Source organism: Pseudomonas fluorescens, assembly GCF_018614775.1.
In the GTDB taxonomy this organism is placed as follows: Bacteria; Pseudomonadota; Gammaproteobacteria; order Pseudomonadales; family Pseudomonadaceae; genus Aquipseudomonas; species Aquipseudomonas fluorescens_BY.
This window is the reverse complement of the sequence record NZ_JAGGOF010000050.1, coordinates 40643-60158: the sequence shown is the minus strand read 5'-3', so window position 1 is coordinate 60158 and position 19516 is coordinate 40643. Positions and strand designations below refer to the sequence as shown.

At 61.4% G+C, this 19516-nt stretch carries 20 protein-coding genes; 10 read left to right on the top strand and 10 right to left on the bottom strand.

The features are described from left to right. Positions 1–290: 290 nt before the first annotated feature. From J7E36_RS25305 to colR, 5 genes are all read right to left on the bottom strand, one after another. The gene (locus J7E36_RS25305; protein ID WP_231286371.1) at positions 291–518 is read right to left on the bottom strand and encodes a hypothetical protein; all 228 of its coding nucleotides are present in this window, start codon (positions 516–518) and stop codon (positions 291–293) included. A gap of 2 nt (positions 519–520) precedes the next feature. Then, positions 521–1231, bottom strand: coding sequence for a lipopolysaccharide kinase InaA family protein (locus J7E36_RS14815; RefSeq protein WP_215004129.1), 711 nt, complete (start codon positions 1229–1231; stop codon positions 521–523). Between the two features lie 4 nt (positions 1232–1235). Then, the gene (locus J7E36_RS14810; RefSeq protein WP_215004127.1) at positions 1236–1904 is read right to left on the bottom strand and encodes a class I SAM-dependent methyltransferase; all 669 of its coding nucleotides are present in this window, start codon (positions 1902–1904) and stop codon (positions 1236–1238) included. Positions 1905–2018: 114 nt separating this feature from the next. After that, positions 2019–3296, bottom strand: a complete 1278-nt coding sequence (locus J7E36_RS14805; protein ID WP_215004125.1) for a sensor histidine kinase — start codon at positions 3294–3296, stop codon at positions 2019–2021. Next, positions 3286–3969 carry a two-component system response regulator ColR gene (gene colR, locus J7E36_RS14800; protein WP_215004123.1) on the bottom strand — a complete coding sequence of 228 codons (684 nt, stop codon included), beginning with the start codon at positions 3967–3969 and terminating at the stop codon, positions 3286–3288. Before colR ends, J7E36_RS14805 begins: the two co-directional genes overlap by 11 nt. Before the next feature lie 209 nt (positions 3970–4178). Between colR and J7E36_RS14795 the strand changes: the two genes are divergently transcribed. Further along, positions 4179–6128, top strand: a complete 1950-nt coding sequence (locus tag J7E36_RS14795) for an LTA synthase family protein (RefSeq protein ID WP_215004121.1) — start codon at positions 4179–4181, stop codon at positions 6126–6128. A gap of 53 nt (positions 6129–6181) precedes the next feature. Continuing rightward, positions 6182–6925 carry a phosphatase PAP2 family protein gene (locus tag J7E36_RS14790; protein WP_215004119.1) on the top strand — a complete coding sequence of 248 codons (744 nt, stop codon included), beginning with the start codon at positions 6182–6184 and terminating at the stop codon, positions 6923–6925. A 211-nt stretch (positions 6926–7136) separates the two neighbouring features. Here the strand turns inward: J7E36_RS14790 and groL are convergent, their stop codons facing one another. From groL to J7E36_RS14770, 4 genes are all read right to left on the bottom strand, one after another. Further along, a complete protein-coding gene (gene groL / locus J7E36_RS14785; protein WP_215004117.1) occupies positions 7137–8783 on the bottom strand; it encodes a chaperonin GroEL in 1647 nt (548 codons plus the stop codon). A 50-nt stretch (positions 8784–8833) separates the two neighbouring features. Beyond that, positions 8834–9127, bottom strand: a complete 294-nt coding sequence (locus J7E36_RS14780; protein WP_215004115.1) for a co-chaperone GroES — start codon at positions 9125–9127, stop codon at positions 8834–8836. A gap of 242 nt (positions 9128–9369) precedes the next feature. After that, positions 9370–9846, bottom strand: coding sequence for an FxsA family protein (locus J7E36_RS14775; protein ID WP_215004113.1), 477 nt, complete (start codon positions 9844–9846; stop codon positions 9370–9372). A gap of 66 nt (positions 9847–9912) precedes the next feature. Then, entirely contained in the window at positions 9913–10644 is a 732-nt protein-coding gene (locus tag J7E36_RS14770) for a HugZ family protein (RefSeq protein WP_215004111.1), read from the bottom strand. A gap of 162 nt (positions 10645–10806) precedes the next feature. On the opposite strand from J7E36_RS14770, the gene J7E36_RS14765 reads away from it, so the two are divergent. Continuing rightward, positions 10807–11565 (top strand): SDR family oxidoreductase, encoded by a 759-nt coding sequence (locus J7E36_RS14765; RefSeq protein WP_215004109.1) that lies wholly within the window; start codon positions 10807–10809, stop codon positions 11563–11565. A 71-nt stretch (positions 11566–11636) separates the two neighbouring features. Here the strand turns inward: J7E36_RS14765 and apbC are convergent, their stop codons facing one another. Beyond that, entirely contained in the window at positions 11637–12731 is a 1095-nt protein-coding gene (gene apbC, locus J7E36_RS14760) for an iron-sulfur cluster carrier protein ApbC (RefSeq protein WP_215004107.1), read from the bottom strand. A gap of 250 nt (positions 12732–12981) precedes the next feature. On the opposite strand from apbC, the gene metG reads away from it, so the two are divergent. The 7 genes from metG to nth all read left to right on the top strand — a co-directional run bounded on the left by metG (position 12982) and on the right by nth (position 19475). Continuing rightward, on the top strand, positions 12982–15027 hold the full coding sequence (gene metG, locus J7E36_RS14755; RefSeq protein WP_215004105.1) for a methionine--tRNA ligase: 2046 nt from the start codon (positions 12982–12984) through the stop codon (positions 15025–15027). A 129-nt stretch (positions 15028–15156) separates the two neighbouring features. Next, a complete protein-coding gene (locus J7E36_RS14750) occupies positions 15157–15729 on the top strand; it encodes an Rnf-Nqr domain containing protein (protein ID WP_215004103.1) in 573 nt (190 codons plus the stop codon). Then, positions 15726–16739, top strand: a complete 1014-nt coding sequence (rsxB, locus tag J7E36_RS14745; protein WP_215004101.1) for an electron transport complex subunit RsxB — start codon at positions 15726–15728, stop codon at positions 16737–16739. The genes J7E36_RS14750 and rsxB overlap by 4 nt, the downstream gene beginning before the upstream one ends. Beyond that, a complete protein-coding gene (locus J7E36_RS14740) occupies positions 16726–17712 on the top strand; it encodes an RnfABCDGE type electron transport complex subunit D (protein WP_215004099.1) in 987 nt (328 codons plus the stop codon). The genes rsxB and J7E36_RS14740 overlap by 14 nt, the downstream gene beginning before the upstream one ends. Further along, a complete protein-coding gene (locus J7E36_RS14735; RefSeq protein WP_215004097.1) occupies positions 17709–18320 on the top strand; it encodes an RnfABCDGE type electron transport complex subunit G in 612 nt (203 codons plus the stop codon). The genes J7E36_RS14740 and J7E36_RS14735 overlap by 4 nt, the downstream gene beginning before the upstream one ends. Continuing rightward, positions 18313–18840: an Rnf-Nqr domain containing protein gene (locus tag J7E36_RS14730; protein WP_215004095.1), complete on the top strand. Its 528-nt coding sequence runs from the start codon at positions 18313–18315 to the stop codon at positions 18838–18840. The genes J7E36_RS14735 and J7E36_RS14730 overlap by 8 nt, the downstream gene beginning before the upstream one ends. Next, on the top strand, positions 18837–19475 hold the full coding sequence (nth, locus tag J7E36_RS14725; RefSeq protein WP_215004093.1) for an endonuclease III: 639 nt from the start codon (positions 18837–18839) through the stop codon (positions 19473–19475). Before J7E36_RS14730 ends, nth begins: the two co-directional genes overlap by 4 nt. Positions 19476–19516 lie beyond the last annotated feature (41 nt).

Genomic DNA, 19516 nt, shown 5'->3' with positions numbered 1-19516 from the left:
CATCAGCGTGGATCAGTTCAGGGTGGGATTCCATTGCGCTGAGGGCACGCAAAAGCAGTTTCGGAGACTTCCTACGAGTGCATTGCCCGATTCGCTAGGACTGATCTGTAGGAGGCGTTTTTTCCTACGGAAATAGGGCGGGCGCGACAGGAGTCGCAACGACGAATGCAAGGGCAGCGTGACTGTGGCGAGGGAGTTGCTCCCTCATCGCCATTTGGCATCCATCAGGACATAGGCATGAAAAATAAAGGCCTCGCAAAAGCGAGGCCTTTATTTTGGCTTCATGATCCTCAACTCTGCGGCCTCATCCCTTGGGAAAGACTGAACATGAACAGCAACAGATCATGGTCCGGTCGGGTCACCTCGCTGACCTTTGCCACCCGTGGCAAAGGACATTGTGCATCAGCATTGGAAACGCTGAGGATCTGCGAGCGTGGCTGTTCCCACACAGCCACTGCCATTGACGCAACTGCCAGGGCTCCTACCAAAAACAAACCTCTAGCAATTTCTAGTTTCATCGCTATAAACCTTTGATAGCGCTGCCAAACGCCGCCTCATAAAAATAGACGAGTTTTTTCCAATCGGCGTCGCTGAACGACGAATGGCGCCGCAACTGCTTCATGTCATGGGAGGCCGCCTGCCGGGCAGTCAAACGCTGGCGACATTTCTCCAGATCCAACAACGCCACCTCGGGCTTGGCCGCCTCGCCCTCCCCCGTCACCCGTACAAACACATGCTTGATGTAGATACAGCTGTGCTGCCAACGGCCCTTGTGCATACGGGCCAGGTTCTCGGCCAACTCGCGAAGCATCTGGTCATGCACCGCTTCGCCATGGCGCTCGCGCCCGCCGCCGGCATACCAGTGCTCGATCTCCTCGAAGCCCTCGAGCGCGCGGGTCACCAGCAACGCGCGCCATTTGTGATCCGGGTCTGGCTGCGCTTCACAGAACACCAGTTCGGGCACCCGGACATTGAGTTTAGGCAGTGCCAGCAACGCGTCCTGCTCACGTAGTACGGTCGGTCGACCGAACGGGTGCAGCCAGCTGCGATAGATATGTCCGGTCTGGCGCTTGGCATACAGCAGCTCGCCGTCCTTGCTGGTGATCCTCTGTACACCGCTTTCACCGCCACGTCGTACGTTGGGTTCCTCCACCCACTCGCCCTGCAAGCTCCAGAAATAATCGAAGCTGTTGCGGGGAATCCCTGATGTCTCTGCTACCTGCACAACCATGCTGTTACCTCTTGCGTAATACATAAACTCGCCACATGGCATAGAGCGGTAGGAAATCCAGTTGTTCCTGAATACGGAACCCTGCCTGGCGAAATTCCTCTTCTACTGTAGCGACCGGTAACACAAATCGATTCTGGTAGGCTTTTTGCCCACGGGTGTGTTCCTGGCGCTTGCGTTTCCAGGCCTTGAAATTGCCATCGACCCACAACGAAACGATCACGCTGTCGCGACTGACACGCTCGAATTCCTTGAGGATCGCCAGGCGGTGCGCCGATTCACCGATGTGATGCAGCAGGCGCATGCAAAAAATGCTGTCGACGGCGTTATCAGGCAAGGCAATGTCGAACGCAGATGTGTGCAAGGGTTGTACCCGTTTCACCACATCGGCCGGCTGGGATTCCATGGCCGTCTTGAGCATGGCCTCGGAATTGTCCGCGCCTATGACGACTCGGTTCGGCTTTTCGGCCAGCAAGGACCAGAAACGCCCGGCACCGCAGGGCAGGTCCAACACCAGGCCAGGGTCACCGACAAGCGCCAGTGCACGTCGGGCCAGTTGTTGATCTCGCAGGTTGGAAAGCCGGCGGCTCATGCCACTGCGGTGCTTACGGAAATATCTCTGGGCATGCTGCTCGTCGTACTTTTCGGAAAAATCGAGCTTGATGGGTTTGGACATAGGGGGGGCCTCCATTGCTGATCAGCCCACCTTATGTATCGATATGTCATCTGCTTGTGAAAACAACGCCATGCATACGCCAGCAATAGTTACAAGATTTTTCTGCGGGCACGTTCATCCTTTCGGATTCAACTCCACTTCGAAACGGCAACCATTGGGTTCCATCGTGCTGAGGCTGACAGTCCAGCCCTGGTTCTCGCAGATCCGCTGGACCAGCGACAGCCCCAGCCCCAGACCCTCACCGCGCTGTTCGTTACCGCGCACGAACGGCTCGAACATCGCTTCGCGCTTCTCTTCGGGAATGCCCACGCCGCTGTCCTCGACCACGAAGCCAGCGGCCGTCAACGAGAGCCGGATAAAACCCTGGTCCGTGTAGTGCAAGGCATTGCGCAGCAGGTTACCCATGACCGCCGTCAGGAATGTGGCGTTATAGGCTGTATCGAGGGGTTGCCCCGGTTCGAAGATAAGCGTCAGGCCTTTGGACTCGATGGGCACGCGCCATACTCCGAGAAGGTTTTCAGCTACCTGTCCGAGGGTTGAGCGAGGCGACATGCCGTTATCGTCCCGCTGGGCCCTGGCAAGCATCAGGAAGGTTTGCACCAGTTCGCGCATTTCTTCACTGGCCCGGTGGATGCGCTCGACCTGGCTGCGACCACGCTGATCCAGCGCCGGGTTCTCCAGCAGCAGCTCGCATGACGTCGCCAGGACCATCAAGGGCGTGCGCAACTCATGGCTCACGTCGCTGGTAAACAATCGCTCGCGCGTCAGTGCCTGGCGCAACCGCCCCAATGTCGCGTCAAACGCCACGGCCAGTTCACCCACTTCGTCGGCGGCATAATCCGGCGCCAACGGCGGGGCCAGCCCAAGCAGTTGGTCGCGGTGCCGCACTTGCCGGGCCAGGCGAACCACCGGCGCCATCACCCGACGTGCCAGGATCCAGCCTAGAAACACTGCCAGCGCCAGACTGAGCACAAAGCCCACCAGCACCACGGCGAACAACACCCGCTCACGCTCTTCGAAGTCACTCTGGTCCTGCAGCAAAACATAGTGCCGGCCGTCAACGATCTCGACCATGGCGTGATAGGACAATTGCTCGCGAAATACCTCGTGAAAACCGGATTCCAGATGGCGCAGGTCCTTGGGCAACTCGAAATCGCCGGGGCCGCCACTGAAATAGAACAGCTGGTCGGGTTCCGGGCGATGGTTCCAGTCCGAGACGCTGTCCATCAACAACAGGCGCTGGAGATCGCCGCCGAGCCCGGCGGAAATCAGTTTTTCTTCAACCAGATGAACCGTCGCCACGATGCCCATGGCGAACGCCCCTGCCACCAACGCGCTCATCAACGCAAACGCGATGATGATCCGTTGGGCAAGGCTTTGCTTAAACTCCATCCCGGCCCTCGGCCAAGCGATACCCGACACCGTGCACGGTGTGCAGCAGCGGCTTTTCGAACGGTTTGTCGATCACCTGGCGCAATTGATGGACGTGGCTGCGCAGGCTGTCACTGTCCGGGCAATCATCGCCCCACAGCGCCTCCTCGAGGATTTCCCGGCGCAGCACATGGGGGCTCTTCTGCATCAGCACCGCCAACAGCTTCAGGCCTACGGGGTTGAGCTTGAGCAACTTGCCTTCACGGGTCACTTCCAGGGTGTCTAGGTCGTAGCTCAGGTCACCGACCTGCAACGCTCGCCGACCACCGCCCTGGGTTCGACGCATGACCGCTTCGATTCGCGCCGCCAATTCCGACAGCGCAAAGGGTTTGATCAGGTAATCGTCGGCCCCGGATTTGAAACCTTGCAGACGATCATCCAACTGGTCCCGCGCGGTGAGCATGATCACTGGCGTGTCGCGCCGGGCGTCTTCGCGCAGGCGCTTGCACAAGGTATAGCCGTCAATGCCCGGCAGCATGATGTCGAGCACGAGCAGGTCGTAATGCTCGGTCGCGGCCAGGTGCAACCCTGACAAGCCGTCCTGGGCACAATCGACGGTGTAGCCCTTGAGGCCCAGGTAATCGGCCAGATTGGCCAGGATGTCGCGGTTGTCTTCGACCAATAGAATTCGCATGGGCACCTCTGCGTACACGGGTAACGGCCGTCTTGGCCCGCGCAGCTTACGGCCAATGCTGCCTCAGGGCTAGGGTGGAAAGGGCCCGAGTCCGTACTTTCGACCTGTCATGATCCTAATGAGTTTTTCACTCTCGATTCACAACTTCGCTACACTGAAACAGCGAAACTTACGCGCTAGTGATTTGAAAAATAAAAGGAATGCGGTAAATGGACTTTGTGAAAACGGCGCCTGTGCGCTATCTGCTGCTGATCACCAGCACCTGGCTGGCGGTGTTCTTCCTGACCCGAACCGTTCTGCTGCTGGCCCATCTGGATGAGGCCGGAGGCGGTGCGTTTTCCGTGTTCGGCATCGGCTTGCTGTATGACCTGGGCTTTCTCGCCTATGCGATCCTGCCGATGGGCCTGTACCTGTTGCTCTGCCCGCCAGCGCTGTGGCGCCGGCGCGGTCATCGCTGGTTTCTCCAAGGGCTGCTGACACTCAGCATGTTCGTCATGCTGTTCACCTCGGTGGCCGAATGGTTGTTCTGGGATGAGTTCGGCGTGCGCTTCAACTTCATCGCCGTCGACTATCTGGTCTATTCCGACGAGGTGCTGAACAACGTATTGGAGTCGTACCCCATCGGCACCCTGCTGTCGATTATCGCCGCGTTGGCCCTGGGTTTGAGCCTGGCCTTGCGCAAACCGTTCAATGCAGCGTTGGACGCCCCGTTGCCACCCCTGCGCGGGCGCCTGGTCAATGCGCTGGGCCTGCTGGTGGTCGCCGGCCTGAGCCTTCAATTGCTCAGTCAGGACGCGCCACGCGCCCAGGGTGGGAATGCCTACCAGAACGAACTGGCGAGCAATGGCCCGTACCAGTTCTTCGCGGCGTTCCGTAACAACGAACTGGATTACGGACAGTTTTACAGCAGCTTGAGCCCGACCACCGTCGCCCAACAGATTCGCGCGGAACTGAACGAGCCCGATGCCCACTTCATCGGCGAAGACCCGCAAGATATCCGCCGGATGATCGATAACCCTGGCACCCTCCGCAAACCGAACATCGTGCTGGTGACCATCGAAAGCCTCAGCGCCAAATACCTGGGCAGCAATGGCGACAAGCGCAACCTGACCCCCAATCTGGATGCACTGCGCAAGCACAGCCTGTACTTCAACAACTTCTACGCCACCGGTACCCGCACCGACCGCGGCCTGGAAGCCATTACCCTGGCGATTCCGCCTACACCGGGACGCTCGATCGTCAAGCGCATCGGCCGGGAAAGTGGCTTCGCCAGCCTGGGCCAGCAATTGAGCGCGGTGGGCTACGACAGCGTGTTCGTCTACGGTGGGCGTGGCTACTTCGATAACATGAACGCGTTTTTCAGCGGCAACGGTTACCGGGTCGTCGATCAGACCAGCATCGATGAGTCCGAGATCCATTTCAAGAATGCCTGGGGCATGGCCGACGAGGACCTGTACAAGCAGACGTTGAAACTGGCCGATGCCAATCATGCCCAACAACGGCCATTCCTGTTGCAATTGATGACCACCTCCAATCACCGCCCGTACACTTACCCGGAAAACCGCATCGACATCGCCTCCGGTAACGGCCGTGACGGGGCAGTGAAATATACCGACTACGCCATTGGTCAGTTCCTCGAACAGGCCCGGCAAAAACCGTGGTTCGATAATACGATTTTCGTCTTCGTGGCCGATCACACCGCAGGCAGTGCCGGCAAGGAAGACCTGCCAATCAGCAACTATCAGATTCCACTGTTCATCTACGCACCCAAGCTGATCGAGCCCCGTGAGACCGACCAGCTCGCCAGTCAGATCGACCTTGCGCCGACCCTGCTCGGGTTGCTGAACCTGGATTACCAGTCGACGTTCTTCGGCCGTAACCTGTTGCAGGACAACCCGTTGCCGCCCCGTGTCGTGGTAGGCAACTATCAGCACCTGGGCCTGTTCGATGGCAAGGATCTGGCGATTCTCAGTCCGCGCCAGGGCCTGCGCCGGCATGACGATGCGTTGACCGAGAGCCGTGAATCCCGGGTGACCCACGACGATCCGTTGATCAGCCGTGCCATTACGTATTACCAAACCGCCAGTTATGGCTTCAAGCAACAGCTGCTTGGCTGGAAAGCACCCAAGGAGGGTGCCGAGCAAGTCAGCGAACGTTAACCGAACGGCCCCGGGCTGATGTCCCGGGGCGCCTTTCTTGTGCAGGATCTGTCATGTCGTCAAGCGTTCTACGCTCCTCCCCTCGTCCGCTGAATCTCTGGCTGTGCCTGGGGATTCCTGTTGTTACGGTGCTTGTTCTGATCTTGCTGGAATGGACCGATCTGGACATGGAGCTGGCTCAACTGTTCTATGACCCGACCGCTGGCAACTTCATTGGCCGCCACAGTTACTTCCTGGAGAACATCCTCCACGACCGCGCCAAGCAAGTGGTCATCGCCTTCTCGGTGTTCTCCATCATCGGTTTCATCAGCGCTTTTTTCGTCGACCGGCTCAAACCGTTCAAGCGGGAACTGGGCTGCCTGGTCCTGTCCCTGGCACTGGCCACATCATTCGTCACTCCGATGAAAGCCGTCACGGCCGTGCAGTGTCCCTGGAGCCTGAAAGAATTTGGCGGCAAGGAAACCTACAGTGAACTGCTGAGCCCACGCCCGGCCACCGATAAGCCCGGCCGCTGCTGGCCTGGCGGTCATGCCGCCACCGGGTTCACCCTGTTTGCGCTGTTCTTTGTACTGCGCGACCGCCGCCCACGCCTGGCCCGTCGCGCCTTCGTATTTGCCTTCGCCCTGGGTACGGTGTTTTCCGTGGGCAGGATGATGCAGGGCGCACATTTCTTTTCCCACAACGTCTGGACCGCGGTGTTCTGCTGGTTGATCTGCCTGGGTTGCTATTACTTCATCCTCTATCGCCCGGCCGTCAGGGCTGAGCGCGGGACCGAGGCACTGCCGGTCAACGCCTGAGCAGCAGTCAGCTGAAACCTGTGGGAGCGAGCTTGCTCGCGATGATGTAGGCACGTCCAACACCCTTGCAGGCTCGCCCACCGCTATCGCGAGCAAGCTCGGCTCCCACAGTGAGGACTCCAGGAAAAATCGGGGTACCTCAGGCGACAGCCAATAAAAAACCCCGCCTGCTTTCGCAGGCGGGGTTTTTCGTTACAGGGGTAAGGCTGGCTTACATCATGCCGCCCATGCCACCCATGCCGCCCATGTCTGGCATGCCGCCGCCAGCGCCACCGTCTTTCTTCGGTGCGTCAGCTACAGCCGCTTCGGTGGTCAGGATCAGACCACCGATGGAAGCAGCTGCCTGCAGAGCCGAACGGGTTACCTTGGTTGGGTCCAGGATGCCCATTTCGATCATGTCGCCGTATTCGCCAGTTGCAGCGTTGTAGCCGAAGCTGCCTTGGCCGTTCTTGACCTTGTCAACCACTACGCTTGGCTCGTCGCCGGAGTTGGCAACGATCTGGCGCAGCGGTGCTTCAACAGCGCGACGCAGGACAGCGATACCGACGTCCTGATCAGGGTTGTCGCCTTTCAGCTCGGTCAGGGCTTCCAGTGCGCGGATCAGCGCAACGCCACCGCCAGGTACCACGCCTTCTTCAACGGCTGCACGGGTCGCGTGCAGGGCGTCTTCAACGCGGGCTTTCTTCTCTTTCATTTCGACTTCGGAGCCAGCGCCAACCTTGATCACTGCAACGCCGCCGGACAGCTTGGCCAGGCGCTCTTGCAGTTTTTCACGATCGTAGTCCGAGGAAGTTTCGGCAACCTGGGCACGGATCTGGTTGATGCGTGCTTCGATGTCGCCTTGAACGCCAGCACCGTCGACGATGATGGTGTTTTCCTTGGACAGGGTGACGCGCTTGGCGTTACCCAGGTGCTCCAGGGTGGTGCTTTCCAGGCTCAGGCCGATCTCTTCGGAGATCACGGTACCGCCGGTCAGGACGGCGATGTCCTGCAGCATGGCCTTGCGACGGTCGCCGAAGCCAGGCGCCTTGACGGCGGCGACTTTGACGATGCCACGCATGTTGTTCACAACCAGGGTCGCCAGGGCTTCGCCTTCAACGTCTTCGGCCACGATCAGCAGTGGACGGCCGGCTTTGGCAACAGCTTCCAGCACTGGCAGCATTTCGCGGATGTTGGAGATCTTCTTGTCGACCAGCAGGATCAGCGGGCCGTCAAGCTCGGCAACCATGGTGTCCGGCTTGTTGACGAAGTACGGCGACAGGTAGCCACGGTCGAACTGCATGCCTTCTACGACCGACAGTTCGTTTTCCAGGCCCGAGCCTTCTTCAACGGTGATCACGCCTTCTTTACCGACTTTTTCCATGGCTTCGGCAATGATGTCGCCGATGGAGTTGTCGGAGTTGGCGGAAATGGTGCCAACCTGAGCGATGGCTTTGAAATCGGCGCAAGGCTTGGACAGGCCCTTCAGCTCTTTGACGATGGCGATGGTCGCCTTGTCGATACCGCGCTTGAGGTCCATCGGGTTCATGCCGGCAGCGACGGCTTTCAGGCCTTCGTTGACGATCGACTGAGCCAGGACAGTGGCGGTGGTGGTGCCGTCGCCTGCGTCATCGTTGGCACGGGAGGCAACGTCTTTGACCAGCTGCGCGCCCATGTTCTCGAAGCGGTCTTCCAGTTCGATTTCTTTTGCTACGGAAACGCCGTCCTTGGTGATGGTCGGAGCGCCGAAGCTCTTCTCGATGATCACGTTACGGCCTTTCGGGCCCAGGGTCGCTTTTACTGCGTCAGCCAGGACGTTGACACCGGTGAGCATTTTCTTGCGGGCGGAATCGCCGAATTTAACTTCTTTAGCAGCCATGATCGATATTCCTTAAATACTGTGTAGTAGCGGGAAAATGGACGGGGGAATCAGCCTTCGAGGACAGCGAGGATTTCGCTTTCGCTCATTACCAGCAGGTCTTCGCCGTCGACTTTCACTGTGTTGCTGCCGGAGTAAGGGCCGAACACAACCTTGTCACCCACTTTCACGGCCAGCGCACGCACTTCACCGTTGTCCAGCACACGGCCGGTACCTACAGCGAGAACTTCACCGTGGTTGGCTTTTTCAGCAGCCGAACCTGGCAGGACGATACCGCCAGCGGTTTTCTTCTCTTCTTCGCTGCGACGGATGACGACGCGGTCATGCAGAGGACGAAGCTTCATTGTCGATCTCTCCTAATTTCTGGTTTCATCGGCCGGTGTAGTCCCGGCGGGTTAAACAAAGCCGGCAAAGCCGGGTGCGGTTCGTCAGTCGAACCGCGGAAGTCTGTCCGGTGTTGCCACCGGAAACCTTGCGGTGACCCATACATAGGGGCGTACAAGCCGATTACAAGGGCGGGGTGGAAATTTTTTTACTTCCCGGAGCGGGAACGAACACGGCGCCCGAGGGCGCCGTGTCAGGGTGTTTACTTGGAATCGCGGTGTTCGAATTCGCCTTCGATCACGTTCGGCTCACGGCCCACGGGCTCTCGAGGCGACGGACCGCCACGGGGCTGGAGGTCGTCGGCGAACGCTCGCTGGCGCATCGCCTGCTCTTCGGCGCGCTGGCGCATCTTGTTGGCCAGCATCCGACGGCTGAACGGCAGCAACAGGACCAGGCCGAGCACGTCGCTGATGAAGCCGGGCAGGATCAACAGACCGCCACCCAAGGCCAGCATCAGGCCTTCGAGCATGGTCTGGGCCGGCAACTCACCGCGGTTCAGGCTTTCACGGGCACGCAGTGCCGTGGCGAGGCCGGCGATGCGCAGCACGAACACGCCGAGCATCGAGCCGAGAATGACCAGCAGCAGCGCCGGGAAAAACCCGATCGCAGCGCTGACCCTGACGAATACGAACAGCTCCAACACCGGGAACAGCAGAAAGAGCAACAAAAAAGGGCGCATCAAATGGTTCCTCAACGCAAGAATGCCTTGCTATCAAACCTTAAATGACGTCGCCCTTTCGTGAATTCAAGCGTTGGCCTCTGCATTTTTCGGCCATTGCGCGGCGTGAGCCAGGTAAACCAAGGCTTCGCGCACTTGTGTCGGCGTGTTGCAGGGCGTAGGAAACGCCAGCCAATACACGCCCTGGCCGATGCGCAGGTGCATGCCTTCGCTGTCGATACCCACCATCTGCGCCGGCTCACGGTCCGGCAGGCCGGCCAGTGCCACGTAATGGGCAATGGCCTTGGCGTGGTCGGCGTTCATGTGCTCGATCATGCCCGCCTCGGCCTGGCCGGCGAACGGGTTGGCGAGGGTGACCTGGTCGAGCCAGTGAATGGCACCGAAGCCGCCGATGTAGCGATGCCGTACCGGGTTGAGCACCCAGAAATCGAAATCGTGGGCCTGGTGATAGTCCTGCGACTCAGGGAAGTAGCGGTAGTAACGTTCGGCGGCGGCATCGATGGTGACGCGCTCTTCGAGCTTCTGCGCTTCGGCCAGGCAGGTCAGGCGTCCCACGGCCTGGACATCTTCAGCGCCGCGCTCGCCCACCAGCAGCGAGCACTTGGGATCCTTCTGCAGGTTGTGGGTGTGCTGGGCGATACGGCTGATCAGGATCAGAGGTCGGCCCTGCTCGTCCAGGCAATACGGCACGACGGAGCCGAACGGAAACCCGGGCATGGATTTGGAGTGGGTGGAGAGCATTCCACGGTATTCCTTGAGCAGCAGCTCTCGGGCATGCTTGACAGCTTCAACGCTCAATTTATGACTCCTTCGACTAAATTCGTCTTGAATGCGATCAGGCAGCTGGACTATGTTCCAGCGAGCCGTTGGGCAATGCTCGTGTGCAGAGGTCAATACCTCGCAGATGAGAGGCCGCCTGACCAGACCTCTTCAACCACACTGCCAACCCGGGACATGCACATGCAACTCACTGACAAAGTAATCATTATCACTGGCGGTTGCCAGGGCCTGGGGCGTTCCATGGCCGAGTATCTGGCGGGCAGAGGCGCGAAGCTGGCGCTGGTCGACCTCAACCAGGAAAAGCTCGACCAGGCGGTGGCCGCCTGCGTGGCCAAGGGCGTCGAAGCCCGGGCCTACCTGTGCAACGTGGCCGTTGAAGAGCAAGTGAGCGACATGGTCGCCCGGGTGGCCGAAGACTTCGGCGCGATCCACGGCCTGATCAACAACGCCGGGATCCTGCGCGATGGCCTGTTGCTCAAGGTCAAGGACGGCGAGATGAGCAAAATGAGCCTGGCCCAGTGGCAGGCCGTGATCGACGTCAACCTCACCGGCGTGTTCCTGTGCACCCGCGAAGTGGCGGCGAAAATGGTCGAGCTGAAGAACAGCGGCGCGATCATCAACATTTCTTCGATTTCCCGCGCCGGCAATGTCGGCCAGACCAACTACTCGGCCGCGAAGGCCGGCGTGGCGGCGGCCACCGTGACCTGGGCCAAGGAGCTGGCGCGCTACGGCATTCGTGTCGCCGGCATCGCCCCGGGTTTCATCGAGACTGAAATGACCCTGGGCATGAAGCCCGAGGCCCTGGAAAAAATGACCTCGGGGATCCCGCTCAAACGCATGGGCAAACCCGAGGAAATCGCTCATTCGGCGGCGTACATCTTCGAGAACGACTACTACACCGGGCGGATCCTGGAGATGGATGGCGGGCTGCGCATTTAAGAACCTTGCACGTCCCACTGTGGGAGCGGGCTTGAGCAAGCCCGCTCCCACAGTTGATCGCGTTTCAACCATCAATCATCGCTGACAGTGATGTTCGGCATCGCCGGTGCGGCCGCTTCCTGCAGCACGATCCGCGCGCCGACGTGGCGGGCCAGTTCCTGGTAGACCATGGCGATCTGGCTGTCCGGTTCGGCGATCACCGTGGGCTTGCCGCCGTCGGCCTGTTCGCGGATCAGCATCGACAGCGGCAGCGAGGCCAGTAGCTCGACACCGTACTGGCTCGCCAGTTTTTCCCCGCCGCCTTCACCAAACAGATGCTCGGCGTGTCCGCAGTTCGAGCAGATGTGCACGGCCATGTTCTCCACCACGCCCAGCACCGGGATGTTGACCTTGCGGAACATTTCCACGCCCTTGCGCGCGTCCAGCAGGGCCAGGTCCTGCGGCGTGGTGACGATCACCGCGCCGGCCACCGGGACTTTCTGCGCCAGGGTCAGTTGGATATCCCCGGTGCCTGGCGGCATGTCGATCACTAGGTAATCGAGGTCACCCCAGGCGGTTTGCGTCACCAGTTGCAACAGGGCACCGGACACCATCGGCCCGCGCCAGACCATCGGCGTGTTGTCGTCGGTGAGGAAGGCCATGGACATGACTTCCACGCCATGGGACTGGAGCGGCACGAACCACTTCTGGTCCTTGATCCGGGGCCGGGTACCTTCGGGGATACCGAACATGATGCCCTGGCTCGGGCCGTAGATGTCCGCGTCGAGGATCCCGACCTTCGCCCCTTCACGGGCCAGGGCCAGGGCCAGGTTGGCAGCGGTGGTGGACTTGCCCACCCCGCCCTTGCCCGACGCCACGGCGATCACGTTCTTGACGTTCGCCAGCCCCGGCACCTGGGCCTGGGCCTTGTGGGCGGCGATCACGCTGGTGATGTCGACCCGGGCGGCAGTCACACCGTCGAGGGCTTCGATCGCCATCTGCAGCATCTGCGCCCAACCACGCTTGAACAGGTCGGCCGCGTAGCCGATTTCCAGCTGGACGCTGACGCGATCGCCCTGGATATCGATGACGCGCACGCATCCGGCGCTGACCGGGTCCTGGTTCAGGTAGGGGTCGGTGTACTGGCGAAGGACGGCTTCCACCGCTGCGCGATTGACGGCGCTCATGGGCAACTCCGATAGCAAGACTGGAAAATCAAGGCCGCTATCCTACGCCGCCCATCCGTGGGAGCAAGGCTTGCCGGCGACGAAGTTCACGCGGTTTATCCTGAAACCGAAGCGCCCCCATTGCGGGCAAGCCTTGCTCCCACAGTTCGCCCCCCGTTGCGGGTGCATCCCGAAACAGGCCCGAAGGGTGAAAAAAAGCCGCTGGCGCTTTATAGTGGCCGACCTCCGTTTCATCAAGTAGCCGAGCCCCATGTCCGAGCCACGCAAGATCCTCGTCACCAGCGCCCTGCCCTATGCCAATGGTTCGATTCACCTCGGCCATATGCTGGAATATATCCAGACCGATATGTGGGTGCGCTTCCAGAAGCATCGCGGTAACCAATGCATCTATGTCTGCGCCGACGACGCCCACGGTTCGGCCATCATGCTGCGTGCAGAAAAGGAAGGCATCACCCCGGAACAACTGATCGCCAACGTCCAGGCTGAACACAGCGCCGACTTTGCCGAGTTCCTGGTGGACTTCGACAACTTCCACTCCACCCACGCCGAAGAAAACCGTGAGCTGTCGAGCCAGATCTACCTCAAGCTGCGTGACGCCGGGCACATCGCTACCCGCTCGATCACCCAGTATTTCGACCCGGAAAAGAAAATGTTCCTGGCCGACCGCTTCATCAAGGGCACCTGCCCGAAATGCGGCACCGAGGACCAGTACGGCGACAACTGCGAAAAGTGCGGCGCCACCTATGCACCGACCGACCTGAAGGACCCGAAATCGGCGATTTCCGGGGCCACGCCGGTGCTAAAGGACTCCCAGCACTTCTTCTTCAAGCTGCCGGATTTCCAGCAGATGCTGCAAACCTGGACCCGCAGCGGCACCCTGCAGGACGCCGTCGCCAACAAGCTTTCCGAATGGCTCGACGCCGGCCTGCAGCAGTGGGACATCTCCCGCGATGCGCCGTATTTCGGCTTCGAGATTCCCGACGAGCCGGGCAAGTACTTCTATGTCTGGCTGGACGCGCCGATCGGCTACATGGCCAGCTTCAAGAACCTCTGCAACCGCACGCCGGCGCTGGACTTCGATGCGTTCTGGGGCAAGGACTCCACCGCCGAGCTGTACCACTTCATCGGCAAGGACATCGTCAACTTCCACGCCCTGTTCTGGCCGGCGATGCTCGAAGGCGCGGGCTACCGCAAGCCGACCGGCATCAACGTGCACGGCTACCTGACCGTCAACGGCCAGAAAATGTCCAAGTCCCGCGGCACCTTCATCAAGGCCCGGACCTACCTGGACCACCTGTCGCCGGAATACCTGCGCTACTACTACGCGGCCAAGCTCGGCCGTGGCGTCGATGACCTGGACCTGAACCTCGAAGACTTCGTGCAGAAGGTCAACTCCGACCTGGTGGGCAAGGTCGTCAACATTGCCAGCCGCTGCGCCGGTTTCATCCACAAAGGCAACGCCGGCGTGCTGGTGGCGGGTAACGCTGCACCGGAGCTGACCGAGGCGTTCCTGGCCGCTGCGCCAAGCATCGCCGAAGCCTACGAGGCCCGCGACTTTGCCCGCGCCATGCGCGAAATCATGGCCCTGGCCGACCGCGCCAACGCCTGGATCGCCGATAAAGCACCGTGGTCGCTGAACAAACAGGAAGGCAAGCAGGCGGAAGTCCAGGCGATTTGCGCCCTGGGCGTCAACCTGTTCCGCCAGTTGGTGATTTTCCTCAAGCCGGTGCTGCCGCTGCTGGCCGCCGATGCCGAGGCGTTCCTCAACGTCGCGCCGCTGACCTGGAACGATCACCAGACCCTGCTGAGCAACCATCAGCTGAACGAGTTCAAGCCGCTGATGACCCGTATTGATGCCACCAAGGTGCAAGCGATGACCGACGCCTCCAAGGAAGACCTGGCCGCCAGCCAGACCGACACCGGGGCGCCGGCCGGCAACGGCGAACTGGCCAAGGACCCGCTGTCGCCGGAAATCGAGTTCGACGCCTTTGCCGCCGTGGACCTGCGCGTGGCGCTGATCGTCAAGGCCGAAGCCGTCGAGGGTGCGGACAAGCTGCTGCGCCTGACCCTGGACATCGGCGATGAACAACGCAACGTGTTCTCCGGGATCAAGAGCGCCTATCCGGACCCGGCCAAGCTCGAAGGTCGGCTGACCATGATGATCGCCAACCTCAAGCCACGGAAAATGCGCTTCGGGGTGTCCGAAGGCATGGTCATGGCGGCGGGCCCCGGCGGTGAGGAAATCTACCTGCTGAGCCCCGACAGCGGCGCCAAGCCGGGCCAGCGGATCAAGTAACGCAACGCCCTGCTGCACCGATCCCACAGTCGCTTCGCAGGCGGCTGTGGGATTTTCATATCTGGCCCACCCTCGTCGCGTGGCGGATAATGCCTAATCTTGTAACAGGTTGGTTGTCGCCCTACGCCCATGACCGAATTCGTCCTCACATTGCTCAGCACCGCCCTGATCAACAACCTGGTGTTGCACTGGCCGCTGGGCGTCGATCCGCTGCTGGACACCCATGGCAGGCGCCAGGTCCACGCCCTGGGGCTGGCGACGACTTGCCTGATGCTGACGGTGGGCACCCTGGGGTATCTGATCGACCACTGGCTGCTGGCGCCGACACACCTCACCTCCCTGCGCCTGCTGGTGTGGTTGCCCTTGAGCGCGCTGCTGATCGGGCCGTTGCTGCGCGTGCTGGCGCGCTGGCTGCCCACAGTGCCATTCGACGGGTTGTGGCCGCTGTTGCTCGGCAACGTCGGCGTATTGGGCATCACGCTGCTCAACGGCGAGGATGACCAGGGCCTGGGCCACGCCATTGCCTTGAGCCTGGGCGGCGGGTTGGGATTCTGGCTGGTGCTGAGCCTGTTCGAGGATTTGCGCCAGCGCACCTTCAATCACGCTATTGCCATGCCCTTTCGCGGCCTGCCGATTCAGTTGATCAGCGCCGGACTGATGGCAGTGGCCTTCCTTGGATTGCGCGGGCTGGTCAAAACATGAGTCTGATTCAACGTATCGACGCCCTGCTGCCGCAAACCCAATGCGGCAAATGCGGCCATCCGGGCTGCAAGCCCTACGCCGAAGGCATCGCCCAGGGCGAACCTATCAATAAGTGCCCGCCTGGCGGACATGAAACCATCGCGGCCCTCGCCGACCTGATGAAGGTGCCGGTGTTGGAACTGGACGCCAGCCGCGGCTCAGCGCCGGCGCAAATCGCCTTCATCCGTGAGGCCGAATGCATCGGCTGCACCAAGTGCATCCAGGCCTGCCCGGTGGACGCGATCGTCGGCGCGGCAAAGCTGATGCACACCGTCCTCATCGACGAATGCACCGGTTGCGATCTCTGCGTCGCGCCTTGCCCGGTGGATTGCATCGAGATGCGCCCCTTGCCGGCGTCGACCGTGCTGCCGATTGTCGGCGGCCTGGCCTTCAGCATCGAGGAGCACCAGGCACGCGCGGCCAAGCGCAACCATGCCCGGCGGCGTTTCGAACAACGCACTGCACGTTTGCGTCGCGAAGAAGCGCAGCGCCAAGCGGAGCGCCTGGCCCGCACCCAACGCGCCGCGCAACCCCAGCCCCACCTCGATCCCGTGCAAGCTGCACTGGAGCGTGTGCGCGCGCAAAAAGCGGCCAACGCCGATGCAGCCTTGAAAAAAGCCAAGATCGACCTGGCCATGAGCCGCGCGCAGCTGAATAAATCCTTGAAGGCCTTCGGTCACCCACCGACCTTCGAGCAGCAATCGCAACTGATCGTGCTGCAACGTCAATTCGAAGCGGCAGAACAGGCCCTGGCGCAACTGGAACGCACCGCGTCGCCGGTCGCTCCGGCCGCTCCAGCCCCTGCACCCGCGCAGAGCGCCGAACTGAAGCGCGCCAGGATCCAGTTGGCGATGCGCCGGGCCGAACTGAGCAAAGCCCGCGCGGCTGCAGCTACGCAGGACCAGGTGTTGGCGCTGGAGCAAGCGGTGCAAGACGCCGAGCGCCAGGTGGACGCCCATGCCGCGTCCTGAGCCCGTGGACGAACGGCTGCGCCAGGCGATGAAGCGGGTGCTGCTGGCGACGCTGCCGGGCGTGCTGGCGCTGCTGTGGTTCCAGGGTTGGGGCGTGGCGCTCAACCTGTTGCTGGCTGCCCTCACTGCGCTGGCGGTCGAGGCGCTCGTGTTGCGCCTGCGCCACCGGCCACTCACACCGGACCTGAACGACGGCAGCGCGCTGGTCAGCGCCACCCTCCTGGCCCTGGCCTTGCCGGCGTATTGCCCCTGGTGGTTGACCGTCACAGCGGCGGCCTGTGCACTGCTATTTGGCAAGCACCTGTGGGGCGGCGTCGGCAACAATCCGTTCAACCCTGCGATGCTCGGGTACGCGCTGGTGTTGGTGGCGTTTCCTGCCCACATGAGCCAATGGCCAGCGCCCCACGGCGTAGGTTGGGTGGAAGGCCTGCACCAGGTGTTCGGTGCCCAACCGCCGGCCGATGCCTGGGCCGGAGCGACGGCGCTGGACAGTCTGCGTATCAACCGGAGCCTGACCATCGATGAACTGTTCGCCAGCCACCCGGCGTTCGGCCATTTCGGTGGCCGGGGTGCCGAATGGGTCAATCTGGCGTTCCTGGCGGGCGGTCTGTTCCTGTTGCAACAACGGGTCTTCAGTTGGCACGCGCCGGCGGGCATGCTGGCAAGCCTGTTTCTCGTCAGCCTGCTGTGCTGGAACGGCTCAGGCTCCGATTCCCACGGCTCGCCGCTGTTGCATCTGCTCAGCGGTGCAACCATGCTGGGCGCGTTCTTTATCGCAACCGAACCGGTCTCGGGCGCCAGGGCGCCGCTCGCTCGCCTGTTGTTTGGCGCAGGCGTCGGGCTGCTGGTGTACCTGATTCGCACCTGGGGCGGTTACCCGGATGGCGTGGCCTTTGCGGTGTTGCTGATGAACCTCGGCGTTCCGGCACTGGATCGGTTTGCCGAAACGCGACAACAGCGGCTGCCCACATGAAAAACCCCGGAGGCCTCGCCATCCTGATCGTTTTGATTGGCCTGGGGTGCGGCGCCACTTACCTCACGCACCTTGGCACCGCCGGACGTATCGAGGCCAGGCAGCAAGCGCTCGCGAACAGGACGTTACTGGAGATATTGCCCGCCGGGCGCTATGACAACCAGCCCCTGACGCAGCCCGTCCTGACGGGCCCGGTGCCCCTGATCCATAGCACGCTGCTGAACGCCTACCTGGCGACCCACGGCGGCCAGCCCACTGCCGTGCTGTTACGTAGCGAAGCGCTGGGCTACGAAGGTCGCATCGAATTGCTGGTGGCGGTCGACTCGCACGGTCGATTGCTCGGGGTGAAAACCCTGCATCAAGCGGAGACACCCGGCTTGGGCGCGGCGATTGCCGACTGGCCGAATGCCTGGTTGCACAGCCTCACCGGCCAATCCCGCCAGGTGTCCGCCGACTGCGACTGGGCCTTGAAAAAGGACGGCGGGCAGTTCGATCAACTCGCCGGCGCAACCGTGACGTCCCGCGCGGTTCTCCAGGCCGTTCAGGATGCGCTGCGCTACTTCGATGCGCACCAGGCCCAATTGACCAGAGTGGCCGAGGATGAATAAACCATGGGCACTGACACGCGGGCTGCTGCTCGTGCCGTTGATCGGCGCGAGCGATTCGCTGGCTGGCGCGCTAGGCCTGTGGCTGGCCTGGGTTGTGATCAGCTTCGCTCATGGTGCAGCGATGGGAGGTGTCCGGCCCCGCCTGACGGCCGCTCAACGACTGCTCGCGTCCATCGTGCTGGCCGCCACCCTGACCGCCTGCGCAGGCTTCGCGCTCCAGGCCTGGGCGCTGGAGCTGTACCGCCCCCTTTATGTAGGCTGGATCGCCTTGAGCTGCGTGGCGCTGGAACAGGACGGTGGCTTCGTTGAGTCCCACTTGCCCGGACACCTGAGATTGGCCGGGCTGTTCGGCCTCTGGCTGATCGGGCTGGGTGTCGCGCGCGAGCTGATCGGCAGCGGATTGCCCCTGGCCCTGCTCGCCCCTGGCGGGTTCATCCTGCTTGGCCTGCTGCTGGCGGCCCGCCAAGCCTGGACCGCCGCAAAAAAACCTTTACCTACCGAGGAAACGCCGCGCCTATGAACGCCGCAAAACGCCTGGAAATATTTCGTCGTTTTCACGCAGACAACCCGGAGCCGAAAACCGAGCTGGCCTATTCCTCACCGTTCGAGTTGTTGATCGCGGTCATTCTGTCGGCCCAGTCCACCGACGTCGGCGTCAATAAAGCCACGGCCAAGCTGTTCCCGGTGGCCAATACGCCGGAGGCCATCTACGCCTTGGGCGTTGAAGGTTTGTCCGAGTACATCAAGACCATCGGCCTGTTCAACAGCAAGGCCAAAAACGTGATTGAAACCTGTCGCCTGCTGATTGAGCGCCATGGCAGCGTGATCCCACAAACCCGTGAGGCACTGGAAGCCCTTCCAGGCGTTGGTCGCAAAACCGCCAACGTGGTGCTCAATACCGCGTTTCGGCAACTGACCATGGCCGTCGACACGCACATTTTTCGAGTCAGTAACCGTACCGGGCTCGCACCGGGTAAAAACGTGGTGGAAGTCGAGCAGAAACTGATGAAATTCGTGCCCAAGGAATATCTCCTGGACGCCCATCACTGGCTCATTCTTCACGGACGCTACGTCTGCCTGGCCCGCAAGCCGCGCTGCGGCAGCTGTCCGATCGAAGATTTATGCGAATACAAGCACAAGACCTCCGACGATTGAGGCGCTATTGGATTTATTGATCCATCGATTGAAAAAATCTT